The sequence below is a fragment of the Nocardia sp. NBC_01499 genome, assembly GCF_045040275.1.
Taxonomy (GTDB): domain Bacteria; phylum Actinomycetota; class Actinomycetes; order Mycobacteriales; family Mycobacteriaceae; genus Nocardia.
In genome coordinates this window covers 7287189-7303404 of sequence record NZ_CP109426.1, presented here as the reverse complement: position 1 = coordinate 7303404, position 16216 = coordinate 7287189, and the positions used below count along the sequence as shown (strand labels likewise).

Annotated in this window: 12 protein-coding genes; 8 read left to right on the top strand and 4 right to left on the bottom strand. The window is 67.6% G+C overall.

All coding sequences use genetic code 11. The annotated features are described in order from the left end of the window. The first annotated feature begins 161 nt into the window (after positions 1 to 161). The 3 genes from OG203_RS33480 to rsgA all read left to right on the top strand — a co-directional run bounded on the left by OG203_RS33480 (position 162) and on the right by rsgA (position 4132). Positions 162 to 1661, top strand: coding sequence for an aldehyde dehydrogenase family protein (locus OG203_RS33480; RefSeq protein WP_405161216.1), 1500 nt, complete (start codon positions 162 to 164; stop codon positions 1659 to 1661). A gap of 156 nt (positions 1662 to 1817) precedes the next feature. Then, positions 1818 to 3119: a 3-phosphoshikimate 1-carboxyvinyltransferase gene (gene aroA, locus OG203_RS33475; RefSeq protein ID WP_405161215.1), complete on the top strand. Its 1302-nt coding sequence runs from the start codon at positions 1818 to 1820 to the stop codon at positions 3117 to 3119. Further along, entirely contained in the window at positions 3116 to 4132 is a 1017-nt protein-coding gene (rsgA, locus tag OG203_RS33470; protein WP_405168091.1) for a ribosome small subunit-dependent GTPase A, read from the top strand. The genes aroA and rsgA overlap by 4 nt, the downstream gene beginning before the upstream one ends. Before the next feature lie 47 nt (positions 4133 to 4179). On the opposite strand, the gene OG203_RS33465 is transcribed toward rsgA, so the two are convergent. The 3 genes from OG203_RS33465 to OG203_RS33455 form a co-directional block, all read right to left on the bottom strand. Then, positions 4180 to 4569, bottom strand: a complete 390-nt coding sequence (locus tag OG203_RS33465) for a YybH family protein (protein WP_405161214.1) — start codon at positions 4567 to 4569, stop codon at positions 4180 to 4182. Positions 4570 to 4801: 232 nt separating this feature from the next. Continuing rightward, on the bottom strand, positions 4802 to 7606 hold the full coding sequence (gene secA / locus OG203_RS33460) for a preprotein translocase subunit SecA (RefSeq protein ID WP_405161213.1): 2805 nt from the start codon (positions 7604 to 7606) through the stop codon (positions 4802 to 4804). Positions 7607 to 7859: 253 nt separating this feature from the next. After that, on the bottom strand, positions 7860 to 8270 hold the full coding sequence (locus OG203_RS33455) for an Rv3235 family protein (RefSeq protein WP_405161212.1): 411 nt from the start codon (positions 8268 to 8270) through the stop codon (positions 7860 to 7862). A gap of 304 nt (positions 8271 to 8574) precedes the next feature. Here OG203_RS33455 and OG203_RS33450 point away from each other — a divergent pair, with 304 nt between their 5' ends. The 4 genes from OG203_RS33450 (at position 8575) to OG203_RS33435 (ending at position 13372) form a co-directional block, all read left to right on the top strand. Beyond that, positions 8575 to 9996, top strand: a complete 1422-nt coding sequence (locus OG203_RS33450) for a WS/DGAT/MGAT family O-acyltransferase (RefSeq protein WP_405161211.1) — start codon at positions 8575 to 8577, stop codon at positions 9994 to 9996. A 10-nt stretch (positions 9997 to 10006) separates the two neighbouring features. After that, entirely contained in the window at positions 10007 to 10546 is a 540-nt protein-coding gene (locus tag OG203_RS33445; RefSeq protein WP_405168090.1) for a DUF6912 family protein, read from the top strand. A gap of 149 nt (positions 10547 to 10695) precedes the next feature. Further along, positions 10696 to 11853, top strand: a complete 1158-nt coding sequence (locus OG203_RS33440; protein ID WP_405161210.1) for a ferredoxin reductase — start codon at positions 10696 to 10698, stop codon at positions 11851 to 11853. A gap of 82 nt (positions 11854 to 11935) precedes the next feature. Further along, positions 11936 to 13372, top strand: a complete 1437-nt coding sequence (locus tag OG203_RS33435; RefSeq protein WP_405161209.1) for a fatty acid desaturase family protein — start codon at positions 11936 to 11938, stop codon at positions 13370 to 13372. Between the two features lie 58 nt (positions 13373 to 13430). On the opposite strand, the gene OG203_RS33430 is transcribed toward OG203_RS33435, so the two are convergent. Continuing rightward, on the bottom strand, positions 13431 to 14429 hold the full coding sequence (locus tag OG203_RS33430) for an endonuclease/exonuclease/phosphatase family protein (protein WP_405161208.1): 999 nt from the start codon (positions 14427 to 14429) through the stop codon (positions 13431 to 13433). A gap of 364 nt (positions 14430 to 14793) precedes the next feature. Here OG203_RS33430 and OG203_RS33425 point away from each other — a divergent pair, with 364 nt between their 5' ends. Then, entirely contained in the window at positions 14794 to 16047 is a 1254-nt protein-coding gene (locus tag OG203_RS33425) for a fatty acid desaturase family protein (protein ID WP_405161207.1), read from the top strand. Positions 16048 to 16216: the final 169 nt, after the last annotated feature.

Below are 16216 nucleotides of genomic sequence, written 5' to 3'. Positions count from 1 at the left end.
CATAGCTGGTGACCAGTTGAGAGTTTTGACCTACCATTCTCTCAGAGGATGGGTGGTCTCTGCGCCCGTCCGCTGACGCTTGCGCACCGACCGGCCACCGCCAGGAGCAACCGGGATCGACGTCGTCCCGAGCACCCACCCGGCAAGAGGAGAAACTCACCGTGACATCCACCGACCTCAAACCTGATACGACACTCACGTCGGTCGATCCCGCAACGGGCGAGGTGATCGGCACCCATCCGATCGCGGACGAGGACGCGGTGCGCGCGGCCGTCGCGAAGGCCCGCACGGCCGCCGCCACCTGGGGCGCGCTGAGCTACGACGAGCGCAAGGCGTACCTGTTGCGCTGGTCGAGCCAGCTGGTCAAGGATTCCGACGAGTTCTGCCAGCTGATCCACGCCGAGAACGGCAAGCCGCTCGACGACGCCTTCCTTGAACTGATGCTCGCGCTCGAGCACATCGCCTGGGCGGCCAAGAACGCCAAGAAGGTACTCGCGCCGAAGAAGGTCTCCCCCGGCGCGTTCATGTCGAACTTCGCCGCCAGGGTCGAGCAGCGCCCGCTCGGCGTCGTCGGCGTGATCGGCCCGTGGAACTACCCGGTCTACACCCCCAACGGCTCCATCGGCTACGCGCTCGCCGCGGGCAACACCGTGGTGTTCAAGCCGAGCGAATTCTCCACCGGCATCGGCAATTTCCTGGCCGCCGCGTTCGCCAAGGCCAACCCCGATCTGCCCGAGGGCGTGTTCATCACCATCAACGGCTACGGCGCGACCGGCGCCGCGCTGGTCAAGTCCGGCGTCGACAAGCTCGCGTTCACCGGCTCCACCGCGACCGGCAAGCGGATCATGGCCGCCGCCGCGGACACCCTCACCCCGGTGCTGCTCGAATGCGGCGGCAAGGACGCGGTGATCGTCGCGGGTGACGCGGACGTGAAGGCCGCCGCGGACGCGGTCGCCTGGGGCGCCACCGCCAACAGCGGCCAGACCTGCGCCGGCGTCGAGCGGGTGTACGTGGATCGGTCGGTGCGCGACGAGTTCGTCGCCGAGGTGAAGAAGATCCTGGAGAAGGTCGGGCCCGGCTCGGGCGCCGACGCCTCCTACGGTCCGATGACCATGCCGAGCCAGGTCGACATCGTGCGCCGCCACATCGAGTCCGCGCTGAAGAACGGCGGCACCGCCGTGCTCGGCGGCCCGGAATCGGTGAAGGCGCCGTTCATCGAGCCGGTGGTGCTCGTCGATGTTGACGAGAAGTCCGAGGCGGTGCAGGAGGAAACCTTCGGCCCGACGGTCACCATCCGCACCGTCGACGGCGTGGACGAGGCGGTCGAGCTGGCCAACAGCTCCAAGTACGGGCTGTCCTCGGCGGTGTACTCGAAGAAGAACGGCCTCGAGATCGCGCGCAGGCTGCACGTCGGCGCCACCTCGGTGAACTCGGTGCTCGCCTTCGCCGCCATCCCCGGCCTGCCGTTCGGCGGCGTCGGCGATTCCGGCATCGGCCGCATCCACGGCGAGCCGGGCCTGCGCGAATTCGCCCGCCCGCACTCGATCGCGGTGCAGCGCTTCGCGATTCCCGGCATGGCGCTGCTCAGCTACTCGCGCACGCAGTCAACGATGAAGCTGCTGCGCAGGTTGGTTCCGTTCATCCACGGGCGACACAAGTAGCGCGGGAAATCCGTTGCGCCCCACAGATCTTCTCGCCGCCCTACCGTGCGCGTCCGCGCGGTGAGCTTGCCGCCGGATCTGTGGGGCGACGCCACCCGGACGAATTGCGTTGCATTAAGGCGACCGCCCGCATGTTCGGTTGGGTGATGGGCGAAGATGGAACACGTGAGTTTCTGGCCAGCGCCCTATGTCGATGTCCCTGTACACGCGACCGTGACCCTGCCTGGATCGAAGTCGATCACGAACCGGGCATTGATCTTGGCCGCACTGGCCGATGGTCCGTCCACGCTGTCCGGTGCGTTGCGCAGCCGCGACACGAACCTGATGATCGCGGCGCTGCGCGCGCTCGGCACGACCATCGAGGGCGATGACGACACGTTGACCGTCACTCCGGCCCCATTGCAGGGCGCCAGCGTCGACTGTGGACTCGCAGGCACCGTGATGCGTTTTCTGCCGCCGGTGGCCGCGCTGGCCGCGGGCGACGTGGCGTTCGACGGGGACGCGCAGGCCAGGGTGCGCCCGCTCAGCACCATCCTCGACGCGTTGCGCAGCCTCGGCGCCGACATCGACGGCAACACGCTGCCGTTCACGGTGCACGGCAAGGGCGCGCTGCGCGGCGGCACGGTGACCATCGACGCCTCCGGATCCTCCCAGTTCGTTTCCGGCCTGCTGCTGTCGGCGGCGCGGTTCGACGAGGGCCTGATCGTGCATCACGACGGCAAGGCGCTGCCCTCGATGCCGCACATCGAGATGACCGTCGAGATGCTGCGCCGGGCCGATGTGCAGGTGCAGGCGCCCGAGCACAGCCGCCTGGCGCAGACCTGGCAGGTGACCCCCGGCCCGATCCGCGCGGTGGATTGGGACGTCGAGCCGGATCTGTCCAACGCGACGCCGTTCCTCGCGGCCGCCGCGGTCACCGGCGGCGAGGTCAAGATCCCGCACTGGCCCCGGCTCACCACCCAGCCCGGCGACGTGATCCGCGAGATCCTGGTGCGAATGGGCGCCGAGGCGCGCGTATTCGACGGCGTGCTGACCGTGCACGGTCCCGATCGCCTGGCCGGCATCGATATCGACCTGCACGACGTCGGCGAGCTGACACCGACGGTCGCGGCCCTGGCGGCACTTGCCGATTCCCCGTCGCACCTGCGCGGCATCGCGCACCTGCGCGGGCACGAGACCGACCGGCTCGCCGCGCTGTCCACCGAGATCAACCGGCTCGGCGGCAAGGTCACCGAGACCGAGGACGGGCTGGAGATCGTGCCCGCCGAATTGCACGGTGGCCGTTGGCATTCCTACGCCGATCACCGAATGGCAACGGCCGGAGCGATTCTCGGGCTGCGCGTGCCCGGCATCGAGATCGAGGACATCGGTACCACGGCCAAGACGCTGCCGAATTTCGTTGCGCTGTGGGAGCACATGCTCGATCCGACGGTTTCCGATCAAGGGGCGGCGCACTGAGAAAGCGCGAGTACGACGAAACCGACGTCCGGGTGCGCCCGGGCAAGAGTTCGCGTCCCCGCACGAAAACCCGTCCGCAACACAGTGATGCGGAATCCGCCATGGTGGTCTCGGTGGATCGCGGTCGCTGGGGTTGCGTGCTAGGCGGCGATCCGGATCACCACATCGTCGCCATGCGCGCCAGGGAACTCGGCCGCACCCCCATCGTGGTCGGCGACGAGGTGGACGTGGTCGGCGATCTGTCCGGCAGACCCGATTCGCTCGCCCGCATCGTGCGGGTCACCGAACGCCGAACGGTGTTGCGGCGCACCGCCGATGACACGGATCCGTTCGAGCGGATCGTCGTCGGCAATGCCGAGCAGCTGTTCATGGTTGTCGCACTTGCCGATCCGCCGCCGCGCACCGGATTCGTCGAACGCTGCATGGTCGCCGCGTACGCCGGTGGGCTGCACCCGGTGCTGTGCCTGACCAAGCACGATCTGGCCGCCGAGTCCGAATTCGCTTCCGCCTTCGAGGATCTCGACCTCACCATCGTCTACGGCGGCGTCGACGATCCGCTCGATCCGGTGCTCGAACTGCTCACCGGTCGCCTCACCGCCTTCATCGGCCACTCCGGCGTCGGCAAGTCGACCCTGGTGAATCGTCTTGTGCCAGACGCGTATCGGGCTGTCGGCGAGGTATCCGGTGTCGGCAAGGGCAAGCACACCTCCACCCAATCCGTCGCGCTGCCACTGCCCGGCGGCGGCTGGGTCATCGACACCCCCGGCATCCGTTCCTTCGGCCTGGCCCACATCACCCCCGACGACGTGGTCGCCGCCTTCAGCGACCTGGCCGCCGCGATCGAGGACTGTCCGCGCGGCTGCACCCACCTCGGCCCGCCCGCCGACCCCGAGTGCGCGCTGGACAAGCTGCCGGGCAAAGAGCGCCGGGTGGCCGCCATCCGCCTGCTGCTCACCGCGCTGAACTCCAATGACCACTGGCAGACCAACAACAGTCCACGGCCCGTCGACTAGCGGCAGATCACGGCGGTGACACAGCTGGGGACTTTCCCCAACGTCGCTCAGCCGCCGGATCGGTCCTGTCCGTCGGGCTGGCCCGGAGCGAAGGGCCACTCCTCGAACCACGTGCAGCGCCCGTCCTGATCGAAGCGCAGTACCCATAGGTCGCGCCAGCGTGCGGGCTGGTCCGGGTATTCGACCTCCGCCCGGACGACAGCGGTAAGTCCGTCCACGGCAACGACTTCCGGCTCCACCGTGAACGACTCGTCCGGCCCGTCCCGTCCGCTTTCCCAGAACTTCGCCAGCGCGGGTAGCCCCGTGAGCGGTTCCGCCCACGGAGAAACCTGATATCCGATTTCGGGGGCGAAGAGGTCGCCGAGTTTCTCGGTACCCGGCGATCGCCAGGCCCGTTCGTATTCGCCGACCCATGCCTCAACTGTGCTCCGGTCCACGACCCGAAAAGCTACGCCTCTTCCCCACGCCCCGTGCGCTTTCTCGCCCAAACGCGCGCCCGACCAGTCAGCCGCACGCTTTCTGATTTTCGGCACCGAGAATCGCATGCGAATCTCGGTGCGGGAAATCAAAAGGAGTGCGGCTGATCGGGGCGCGGAATGCGAAAGCGCCCAGGGACGGAAGTCCTTGGGCGCTTTCGCTTTTCAGTTATGGAGCGTCAGCTGCGAGCGCTCAGTGGCGACGACGCGGCTTCGCGGTGCGCTTCGTCTTGTCCTGCGCGCGGGCGGCCTCGCGGCGCTCGCGGCGGGTGGTGCCGTCGCCGTACTCCTCGGCGTCGCTGTGCACCTCGCGATGCCCGCCCTCGTCGGGGCCGGAGTAGCTGAGGCCACGCTGGTTGTTGTCGCCGATACCCTTGGCGCGCAACGCCGCCGGGGCGCTGCTGCCGTTGCCGACGGGTGCCTCGTCGGTGGGCAGCGGGCGCGGCGCGGCCATCGCACCGACCGGCGAGCGCAGGCCCTGATCGACCGAGACGCCTTCGGGCTGCGGCTGCTGCACCTCGACCTGCAGGTTGAACAGGAAGCCGACCGACTCCTCCTTCAGGCCCTCGAGCATCGCCGCGAACATGTCGAAGCCTTCACGCTGGTATTCGACCAGCGGGTCGCGCTGCGCCATGGCCCGCAGGCCGATGCCCTCCTTGAGGTAGTCCATCTCGTAGAGGTGTTCGCGCCACTTGCGGTCGAGCACCGAAAGCAGCACCTGCCGTTCGAGATTGCGCATGCTGCCCTCGCCCGCCAGGCCGTCGATCTCGGCCTCGCGCCGTTCGTAGGCCTCGTGCGCGTCGTCGAGCAGCGCCTCCAGCAGCTCCTCGCGGCTGAGGTCGCCCGCTTCGCCGACCGCGGTCTCGCCGGTCAGGTTCTTGTAGCTGAGCTTGACCGGGTACAGCGTCTTGAGCGCCGTCCACAGCTTGTCCAGATCCCAGTCCTCGACGTAGCCCTCGGCGGTCGCGCCGTTGACGTAGGCGGTGACCACATCCGTGATCATGCTCTGGACCTGGCCCTCCATGTCCTCGCCGCGCAGGATCCGGTTGCGCTCGCCGTAGATGATGGTGCGCTGCTGGTTCATCACCTCGTCGTACTTGAGCACGTTCTTGCGGATCTCGAAGTTCTGCTGCTCGACCTGGGTCTGCGCGCTCTTGATCGCCTTGGAGACCATCTTGGCCTCGATCGGCACATCGTCGGGCAGGTTGAGCCTGGTCATGATCGACTCGAGCGCGGCACCGTTGAAGCGGCGCATCAGCTCGTCACCAAGCGACAGGTAGAACCGGGACTCGCCGGGGTCACCCTGACGGCCGGAACGACCACGCAGCTGGTTGTCGATACGCCGCGACTCGTGCCGCTCGGTGCCGAGCACGTAGAGACCACCGGCATCGCGGACGACCTCCGCGTCCGCCGAGGTCTGCGCCTTGACCTGCTCCAGCGTCGGCAGCCAGGCCTGCTGGTACGCGTCCGGGGTCTCGACCGGGTCGAGGCCCTCCCTGCGCAGGATGAGGTCGGCGATGATGTCCGGGTTGCCGCCGAGCACGACGTCGGTACCACGACCGGCCATATTGGTCGCCACGGTGACCGCGCCCGGCCGACCGGCCTCGGCGATGATCTCGGCTTCCTTCTCGTGGAACTTCGCGTTCAGCACGGTGTGCGCGATGCCGCGCTTGGTGAACTGCTTGGACAGGTACTCCGAGCGCTCGACGCTGGTGGTACCGATCAGCACCGGCTGGTCGCGCTCGTGCCGCTCGGTGACGTCGTCGACCACGGCCGCGAACTTGGCCTCTTCGGTCTTGTAGATCAGGTCGGACTGGTCCGAGCGGATCATCGGCTTGTTCGTCGGGATCGGGACAACGCCGAGGCTGTAGATCTGGTGCAGCTCGGCGGCCTCGGTCTCGGCGGTACCGGTCATGCCGGACAGCGTCTCGTAGAGGCGGAAGTAGTTCTGCAGGGTGATGGTGGCCAGGGTCTGGTTCTCCGGCTGGATCTCCACCCCCTCCTTGGCCTCGATCGCCTGGTGCATGCCCTCGTTGTAGCGGCGCCCGACCAGGATGCGGCCGGTGAACTCGTCGACGATGATCACCTCGCCGTCGCGGACGATGTAGTCCTTGTCGCGCGAGTACAGCTCCTTGGCCTTGATCGCGTTGTTCACGTAGCTGACCAGCGGCGAGTTCGCGGCCTCGTAGAGGTTGTCGATGCCGAGCTGATCCTCGATGAACTCGACACCGGCCTCGTGCACGCCGATGGTGCGCTTCTTGATGTCGACCTCGTAGTGCAGGTCCTTCTTCAACAGCGGTGCGATGCGCGCGAATTCGGCGTACCACTTGCTGGAGGCGTCGGCCGGGCCGGAGATGATCAGCGGGGTACGCGCCTCATCGATCAGGATGGAGTCGACCTCATCGACCACGGCGAAGTTGTGCCCGCGCTGCACCAGATCGTCGAGCGAGTGCGTCATGTTGTCGCGCAGGTAGTCGAAGCCGAACTCGTTGTTCGTGCCGTAGGTGATGTCGGCGCCGTAGGCCACCCGCCGCTGCGCGGGCGTCATGCCGCCGAGGATCACGCCGACCTCGAGCCCGAGGAAGCGGTGCACGCGGCCCATCCACTCGGAGTCGCGCTTGGCGAGATAGTCGTTGGTGGTGACGATGTGCACGCCGTCGCCGCTGATCGCGTTGAGGTAGGCGGGCAGCACCGAGGTGAGCGTCTTGCCCTCACCGGTCTTCATCTCGGCGATGTTGCCGGTGTGCAGCGCGGCGCCGCCCATGATCTGCACCTTGTAGTGCTTCTGGTTCAGCACGCGCCAGGACGCCTCGCGCGCCACCGAGAACGCCTCGGCCATCAGCGCGCCGAGCGGATCGGCGTGACCCTCCTCGACCATGTCGGAGTAGCGCTCGCGGAACTCGTCGGTCTTGCCGCGCAACTCGTCGTCGGTGAGTAGCTCGTACTCCGACTCGAGGTCGAGAACCTGATCGGCGAAGTTGGCGAGCCGCTTGACCATGCGACCCTCACCAATCCGTAGCAACCTCGTCAGTGTCAGCGCAGGCACGGGTCTCGTCAGTCCTCTGGTCGGTGTGTCATTTCGTGTCGTCGGCGCCGGGTGCGAGGTGTGGGCTCACGGCCCGGCGTGCGGGTTCGCGCTCCGAGTGCGGAATCCGCTGCACGCCCCATGGTAATGCGGTGCCGATCGTAGGTGCCGACGAGCAGCGCCGTTCGGCCGGATCAGCGCGTGGCCGGGTCGTCCGCCCTGGTACTCACAGTACGCGGAACGCGGTCAGCTGCCAGCCCGCTCGATGCAGCGTCACGCACGCGGCGACCGCGAAGACCCGCTGCCCGCGCCGGTAGCTGCCGTACACCTCGGCGGTATTCGGGCCGGTCAGCTCGACGCCGAAGTTGGTAAGGCGGGCAGCACCGAGGCCGCGGCCCTGCGGCGCGGACCGCGCGAGCGTCTCGATGGCGGCGAACACCGACGGTGCGGCGAGCCGACGCAGCTGGATCACCGGGCGCCTGCCGTCCAGCACCTCGAGCACGAGCCGTAGCGAACTTTCCGCGAATCGACTTGCCGCGGAACCCGTTTCGCTATCGGTGCCGTACGATGTAAGTCGTCCGTCGTGCCGGGCGCGTCGCTGTGCGGCCCGCGTGGTCGGCCCGCTATGTGACGGCATGCGACGGCAGGGCAGCGCGGCTCGCGGCGACGACGCATCCGACCGCGCGCGACCCGCCCGGTCACCCTCCAACGGCGGCTCGATGTGCGGAGCGGGCGAAAGCGATGGTCGTCGACTGTGCATCCGGTGTCCCCCTGTGGTCGAATCGAGTTCCCCGAGCTCGAGTCGAACAGCTTGCCACGCCAAGCCGGGGCGGTAAAGGGGAACGCCGATTTCACCGGATACGCCACAACGGACGAGCTGAACCCTTGTGGCGACAGCACAATGGGCGTGAGGCGGCATCGAAAAAGGAGCACCTGGCAGCGTGATCACGAGACTGACGCCGCAGGACGCGTCGTTCTATCGGCTCGAATCGAGCAGCAATCCGATCCACATCGGCGCCCTCGCGATCCTCCGAAATACCGAGCAGGACAGCGGGCCCGCCGAGCCGATGCTCGACTACGACCGGCTGGTCGACCTGGTCGAGGCCAGGCTCTCGCTGGTCCCCCGTTATCGCCGCAAGGTGCGCGAGATCCCGTTCGCGCTCGGGCGCCCGGTCTGGGTGGAGGACAGCCAGTTCGACATCACCTATCACATCCGCCGCTCGGCACTGCCGACACCGGGCACCGACGAACAACTGCACGAACTGGTGGCCAGGCTGGCGTCGCGGCCGCTGGATCAGAGCAGGCCGCTGTGGGAGATGTACCTGATCGAGGGCCTGTCCGACGGCCGCTGCGCGATCTTCACCAAATCACATTCGGCCCTGGTCGACGGGGACACCGCGCTCGAGATCGGCCACGTGATCCTCGATACCGGGCCGTCGCCGCGCGAGCTCGCCGACGACGCCTGGCTCGCGCCGCGCGAACCCAACGAGGTGGAACTGCTCGTCGGCGCGCTGACCCATCTGGCCGCCCAGCCGCGCGAGGCCTTGGAGGTCGCCAGGCACGCGAGCGGGCACGCCTTCGCGGTGATCGGCGCCGCGGGCCGGGCGATGGACTCGGTGGTCGCCGCGGTGCGCGCCGCGGCCTCCGGAGCGCCGGACAGCCCGTTGAACGCGCGCACCTCGCGCAACCGCCGCTTCGACGTGGTGCGCACCGACCTCGAGGACTACCGCAAGATCCGCAAGCGCTTCGACTGCTCGATCAACGACGTCATCCTCGCGGTGGTCACCGGCGCGCTGCGCAACTGGCTGCTGTCGCGCGGCGAGGCGCTGACCGAATCGACCACGCTGCGCGCCGTGGTGCCGATGTCGGTGTATGTCGAAGGGACAGACGGGGATCAGCTGAAACCGGCGAGCGAGGTCTCCTCGTTCCTGATCGATCTGCCGGTCGGCGAACCCAATCCGGTGATGCGTCTTTCGCACATCGCGCACGCCACCGAGGCCAACGGCAGGCAGCACCGTGGCGTTCGCGCGCGCACGCTGGTGCATCTTGCCGGGTTCGCACCGGCGAGCCTGCATGCCATGAGCGTGCGTGCGGCGAGTACCTTCGCAGAGCACACGTTCAATCTGGTGATCACCAACGCACCGGGTCCGCAAACGCCGATGTACATCGGCGGCGCGCGGATGCTGGAGATGTATCCGGTGTCGCCGCTGCTGCGCAATCAGGCCTCGAGCATCGGGATCACGTCCTATGACGGACGCGTTTTCTACGGACTCAACGCCGACCGCGACGCGATGGCCGACATCGGCGTGCTTGCCGCGTCGGTGCGCGATTCCATGGAGGAGATGCTCGGTGCCTGCGTCTGATCAGGAGAAAATGCGGGTCTATATCCCCGCGACGGTGCCGTTGCTGCGCGAGCTCGTCACCAACCGGGAATTGCGCCCGATCGGCGGCACCGCGTTCGCGGTGACCCCGGCGCTGCGCGAGGCGTATGCCTCCGGCGACGACGAGGAGCTGGCCGAGGTGGCGATGGGCGAGGCCGCCCGCGCCTCGCTGCGCCTGCTCGCCGCCGAACGCGACGACGCCGACGAACCGGCCGACGACGCGGAGCCGGTGGCCGCCGGGCGGCCGGTCTATCGGCGCGCGGTGATCGCCGCGGACGTGACCGGCGCGAAGCTGCGCCCCGACCTCGACGACGCCGTCGTCAAGCTGGCCGGGCCGATCACCTACGACCAGATCGGCTGCGTGCACGTCGACCTGGCCGAGGCCGAGCCCCAGGTGGCCAAGGCCGTCGACGTGGTCGACGCCGCCGATCTCGGCGATACCGACGCCGAATTCGTGCTCGGCGACGCGGAGGACCACCAGCTCGCCTGGTATGCCGCGCAGGAATTGCCGTTCCTGCTGGAATTGCTCTGACGTTCCCTTATCGCCCGCACGGATGACGCGCAGTCGATCACGCGGGATGATTGGGGTGACGGCCACGACACTCTCGGCTAACCTACGATGCCGTAACCTGGCTGTTGCGTGGGCAGCGCATCCGACGAACAGGAAGATGAACGGCAGCGATGAGCTCGAAAACTGGGGGATTCTCCGTGCGGGGCGTGCGTGAATGGCTGGAGGCTCCGGCCGCCGCCGTCGCCGAACGCGGCGGCAGGCTGAACGTGCTGCGCGGGGCCGTGGCACGCGTCACCACCCCGCTGCTGCCGGATGACTACCTACACCTGGCCAACCCGCTGTGGTCGGCGCGCGAGCTGCGCGGCCGCATTGTCGACGTGCGCAAGGAGACGGCGGATTCGGCCACCCTGGTGATCAAGCCGGGCTGGGGCTTCGACTTCAAATACGAACCGGGTCAGTACATCGGCATCGGCGTGCTGATCGACGGCCGCTGGCACTGGCGGTCCTACTCGCTGACCTGCCCGCCGAACTGGTCGGATCCGGAGGCGGGCGGCAAGCGCGTCATCTCGATCGCGGTGAAGGCGATGCCGGAGGGCTTCCTGTCCAGTCACCTGGTGAGCGGCGTCCCGGTCGGCACCGTGGTCCGGCTCGCCGCGCCGCAGGGCGGTTTCGTGCTGCCCTACCCGCCGCCGGAGAAGGTGCTGTTCCTGACCGCGGGCAGCGGGATCACCCCGGTGCTGGCGATGCTGCGCGCGATGGACCGTCGCGGCATGGTCACCGACGTGCAGCACCTGCACTCCGCGCGCACCGCCGAGGACGTGATGTTCGGCGCCGAGCTGCGCGACCTGCACGACAGGCACCCGAGTTTCACCTCACACCTGAACCTCACCGGCGAGCACGGCAAGTTCGCGCTGGCCGGGCTCGACGAGAAGTTCCCCGACTGGCGCGAGCGGCACACCTGGGCCTGCGGCCCCGCCGCGATGCTCGACGAGATCGAACACCACTGGCGTGACGCGGGCATCGCGGACCTACTGCACGTCGAGCGGTTCGAGATCGAACGCTCCGCGGTCGGCGAGGGCGGCACCGTCACCTTCGGCAAGACCGGCCGCGAGGTCGCGGCGGACGGCGCGACCAGCCTGCTGGAGGCGGGCGAGTCGGCCGGTGTGCAGATGCCGTTCGGCTGCCGGATGGGCATCTGCCAAACCTGTGTCGTGACACTGAGTTCCGGCTACGTCCGTGACCTGCGCAACGGTGACGAGCATCGCGAGGGCGACAAGGTGCAGACCTGCATCTCCGCCGCGGCGGGCGACTGCACCCTCGACGTCTGAGCGCGCGCCGAGCCTCGGCTCGGGACGCCGCCAACGTTCTTTGGGTACCCTCAAATCAAATTGAGCAGCGAAAGGACACCCGGTGGCAATCACCGATATTCAGGCGTTCGCCCACCTGACTGCGGCAGACATCGAAACACTGGGGCAGGAGCTCGATTCGATCCGCCGCTCGGTGGAGCAGTCGCGCGGCGAGCGTGACGCGAAGTACATCCGGCGCACCATCGCCGCGCAGCGGGCCCTCGAGGTGGCCGGTCGCGCGGTGCTGTTCGGCAGCCGCAACCGCTGGGCCTGGCTCACCGGCACCGCGTTGCTGTCGGTCGCCAAGATCGTCGAGAACATGGAGCTCGGGCACAACATCAGCCACGGGCAGTGGGACTGGATGAACGATCCGGAGATCCACTCCAGCACCTGGGAGTGGGATCAGACCGGGCCGTCCTCGCAGTGGCGGCGCGCGCACAACTACTCCCACCACACCTATACCAACGTGCTCGGCAAGGACGAGGACCTCGGCTTCGGCATCCTGCGGATGACCCGCGACGAGACCTGGCGCCCGGTCCACCTGGTGCAACCGCTGGCCAACCTGGTGCTCGCCGCCACCTTCGAGTGGGGCATCGCGCTGCACGACTGGAGCATCGAGAAGGAACTGTCCGGCACGCCGAAAGGCCTGATGTCGGAGCCGAACCGCGAGTTCGGCCGCAAGATCGCCCGGCAGATGACCAAGGACTTCCTGCTCTTCCCCGCGCTCACCGGCCCCGCGTTCATGTCGACGCTGAAGGCGAACGCGACCGCCAACCTGGTGCGCAACCTGTGGTCCTACGCGGTGATCTTCTGCGGCCACTTCCCCGACGGCGCCGAGAAGTTCACCATCGAACAGCTCGAGGGCGAGACCAGCGGCGAGTGGTACCTGCGCCAGATGCTCGGTAGCGCCAACTTCAAGGCCGGGCCCGCGATGGCGTTCATGAGCGGCAACCTCTGCTACCAGATCGAGCACCACCTGTTCCCCGACCTGCCGAGCAACCGGTACTCCGAGATCGCGGTGCGGGTGCGCGAGCTGTGCGACAAGTACGACCTGCCCTACACCACCGGCTCGCTCGGCAAGCAGTACCTGCTCGCCTTCCGGACCATCCACAAGCTCGCGCTGCCGGACCGGCTGCTCAAGGCCACCGCCGACAACGCACCAGAGACCTCCTCCGAACGCAAGTTCGCCGGTATCACCCTGCCGTCGCTGCCGAGTTCGGACACCGCGAGCTGGCTCGGCGTCGACCCGGAAACCGGGCAGCGGCGCGGGCTGCGTTCGGCGATGCGCGAGGCCAAGGTGGTGCTCAAGGAGAAGGCGCGCCAGGAGAAGGAAATGCTGCGCGAGGCCAAGCGCGCGCTGCGCGAGAAGGCCGAGCACGAGAAGGAAGCGCTGCGCGAGGCCACCGTCGCGCTGCAGGACCGGGCCCGCACCGAGCAGGCCTCGCTGCGCCGTAAGGCCGTGCGGCAGCAGGCATTGCGGCGCACGCGTCGACGTCGTTGAGCTGACCGGCCGAGGGCCGGTACCCGCACGGAGTACCGGCCCCGAACCGGTCAGGCAATCACCAGCGGATCTTCAGATCGCTGACGACTGCGGCATGGTCGGAGTAGAAGACGCCCCGACCGTGACGTCGCATGCGCTGGTCGACAATGCGCGATCCGCGCGTCTCGACCTTGCCCTTCGCGAAGATGAAGTCGATCCGCTGATCGGTGAGCAGCTTCTCGGTGGGCAGCGGGCTCCACGTGCGGCCGGGTACCGCGCAGACATCCGGGTTCGCCGCGCGGAAGGTGTCGACGAAACCCGCGTCGGTGACGGCCTTGGTCGCGGTCAGCGGATAGCTCACCCCGAAGTGGTTGGGACAGTTCGCTTGGCTCGGCGTCCAGTCCGCGCCGGGCAGCGTGTTGAAGTCCCCGCCGAGCAGCGTCGGCGCGGTGTTGCCGCCGAGCATCTTCGGGATCTGGTTGTTGACGATGTCGGTGATGTATTGCGTCTGTGCCCGCTCGGCCTGCAGCACGGCGGCGACGGAGTGGCGCGGCTCGCGGCCGTCGCGGCGGTCGATCGCGTTCTCGTCGATCAGGTAGCCGTCCCACGGATCGGTGTAGGTCAGCCAGGTGGCGAACAGATTCAGCTCACCGTCGTGCGGCACCCGCACCCGCACACCGCCGAGATTGAAGTCGCTCACCGGGCCGCCCTGCGGCTTCGGATAGGTCGCGACGACGTCGTATTTGGTGAAGATCCACAGGTTGTCCGACCCGGCGGCGCGGTCGGTGATCTGCACACCGGTATAGCGGCCGTTGTGCGCGCGGCGGGTCAGCGCGTCGGTGATGGTTTCGCCGGATCCGTAGGTCTCCACGGCGAAGAACACGTCCGGCTTGATGTCGATGACCTGATCGATCAGGTCATTCAGATTGTCCGGCGTGGGCTCACGGCCACCGTGCAGGATGTTCCAGCTCAGTACGCGCACCCGCTCGTGGTCGTCGGCGTGCGCCAGCGGCGCAACCCCCACCATGGCGGTGCTCGCCAGCAGAACAGCCGTGAGCAACGCCTTGCATAATCGCATTGTCGAACTCCATTCGTCAGGGACGCTGGAAGTTAGGTGAATGTTCGGAACGGCACATTGCGGGCTGGCGAAAGTTCGGCAAAGTGGCTGGTTGGCCGGATATCCCCAGTCCGAGTGGGGATCCGATGCGCGGCCGCGCGCGCGAAAGCCGGTTCGAGTTGCGAGCGACCGCCCGGCGGTGCAGGATCTAGCCGAGTACGACGGCTTCGACACGTCGGAATTTGGTGTGGGAGAAGGCTTTACGCCGTAACGTCAGCTCTGTTGATCTAGCATCTTATGATCGTGATCGCAATGGGGGATTTACCACATTCGCGTTCAGGTCCCCGTAACCTACGCTCTCGTAACTTACGGTACTGTAGCCGGCATGGCGATCTCGGATGTCAAGGAATACGCACATCTCACCGAGGCCGACGTGGAAGCACTCGGCGCGGAATTCGACGCGATCCGGCGGGATATCGAGGCGTCGCGCGGTGCGCGCGACGCCAAGTACATCCGCAACGTGATCCGTCTGCAGCGCGCACTCGAGATCAGCGGCCGCGGCGTGCTGTTCGCCAGCTTCTTACCGCCGGCCTGGCTCGCGGGCGTTGCCCTGCTCGGCACCGCCAAGATCATCGAGAACATGGAGATCGGGCACAACGCCATGCACGGCCAGTGGGACTGGATGAACGATCCGGAGATCCACTCCAGCACCTGGGAATGGGATAACGCGGGCGCGGCCAAGCACTGGAAGCACACGCACAACTACCTGCACCACAAGTACACCAACGTGCTCGGCATGGACGACGACATCGGCTACGGCCTGCTGCGCGTCACCCGCGACCAGCGGTGGAAGCCGTTCAACCTGGGCAACCCGGTCTACAACCTGGTGCTGCAGCTGCTCTTCGAATACGGCGTCGCGATCCAGCACATGGAGCTCGGCAAATTGGCCGCAGGCCGGTTCAAGCCGGGCACCCCGGAGCGGGCCGACTTCGAGCGCAAGCGCACCGAGGCGCTCACCAAGATGGGCAAGCAGGTCGTCAAGGACTACGTGATCTTCCCGGCGCTCACCGGCCCCGCGTTCTTCTCCACCCTCACCGCCAACCTGGCGGCCAACGCGATCCGCAACGTGTGGTCCAACGCGGTGATCTTCTGCGGCCACTTCCCCGACGGCGCCGAGAAGTTCACCAAGGCCGACATCGACGGCGAGACCAAGGGCCAGTGGTACCTGCGTCAGATGTTGGGCAGCGCCAACATCTCCGGCGGCCCGCTCACCCACTTCATGACCGGCAACCTCAGCCACCAGATCGAGCACCACCTCTTCCCCGACCTGCCGAGCAACCGGTACGCCGATATCGCGGTGAAGGTCAGGGCACTGGCCGAGAAGTACGACCTGCCCTACACCACCGGCTCGCTGCCGGTGCAGTACTTCAAGGCATGGCGCACCATCCTCAAGCTGTCGCTGCCGAACAAGTACCTGCGCGACACCGCCGACGATGCCCCCGAGACCGCCTCGGAGCGCAAGTTCGCCGGTACCGCAGGCCCGGTCATCGACCCGGAGACCGGCCGGCGCCGCGGCCTGCGCACCGCACTGGCCGAAGGCAAGAAGCGCCTCACCCGCCGCCCCGCACTCGTCGGCTGACTCGGAGCCCCATCGAGGCGAGTCAAAAGGCTGCCAAAAGATCTTGAGCAGCAACCTTTCAACTCCCCTCAACGCACTCGCTCGCCGGGGGCTAGTTGAGGCGAGTCGGAAGGTTGCTGTTCAAGGTCTTTTGGCGACCATATGACTCCCGTCGACTGTGGGGCCGGGG

Bases quoted from the DNA above. Each gene is read 5' to 3' on its own strand.
- aroA (WP_405161215.1), top strand. From the start codon at position 1,818: ATGGAACACGTGAGTTTCTGGCCAGCGCCCTATGTCGATGTCCCTGTA.
- secA (WP_405161213.1), bottom strand. From the start codon at position 7,606: ATGGTCAAGCGGCTCGCCAACTTCGCCGATCAGGTTCTCGACCTCGAG.
- OG203_RS33455 (WP_405161212.1), bottom strand. From the start codon at position 8,270: ATGCCGTCACATAGCGGGCCGACCACGCGGGCCGCACAGCGACGCGCC.
- OG203_RS33445 (WP_405168090.1), top strand. From the start codon at position 10,007: ATGCGGGTCTATATCCCCGCGACGGTGCCGTTGCTGCGCGAGCTCGTC.
- OG203_RS33440 (WP_405161210.1), top strand. From the start codon at position 10,696: ATGAGCTCGAAAACTGGGGGATTCTCCGTGCGGGGCGTGCGTGAATGG.
- OG203_RS33430 (WP_405161208.1), bottom strand. From the start codon at position 14,429: ATGCGATTATGCAAGGCGTTGCTCACGGCTGTTCTGCTGGCGAGCACC.
- OG203_RS33425 (WP_405161207.1), top strand. From the start codon at position 14,794: ATGGCGATCTCGGATGTCAAGGAATACGCACATCTCACCGAGGCCGAC.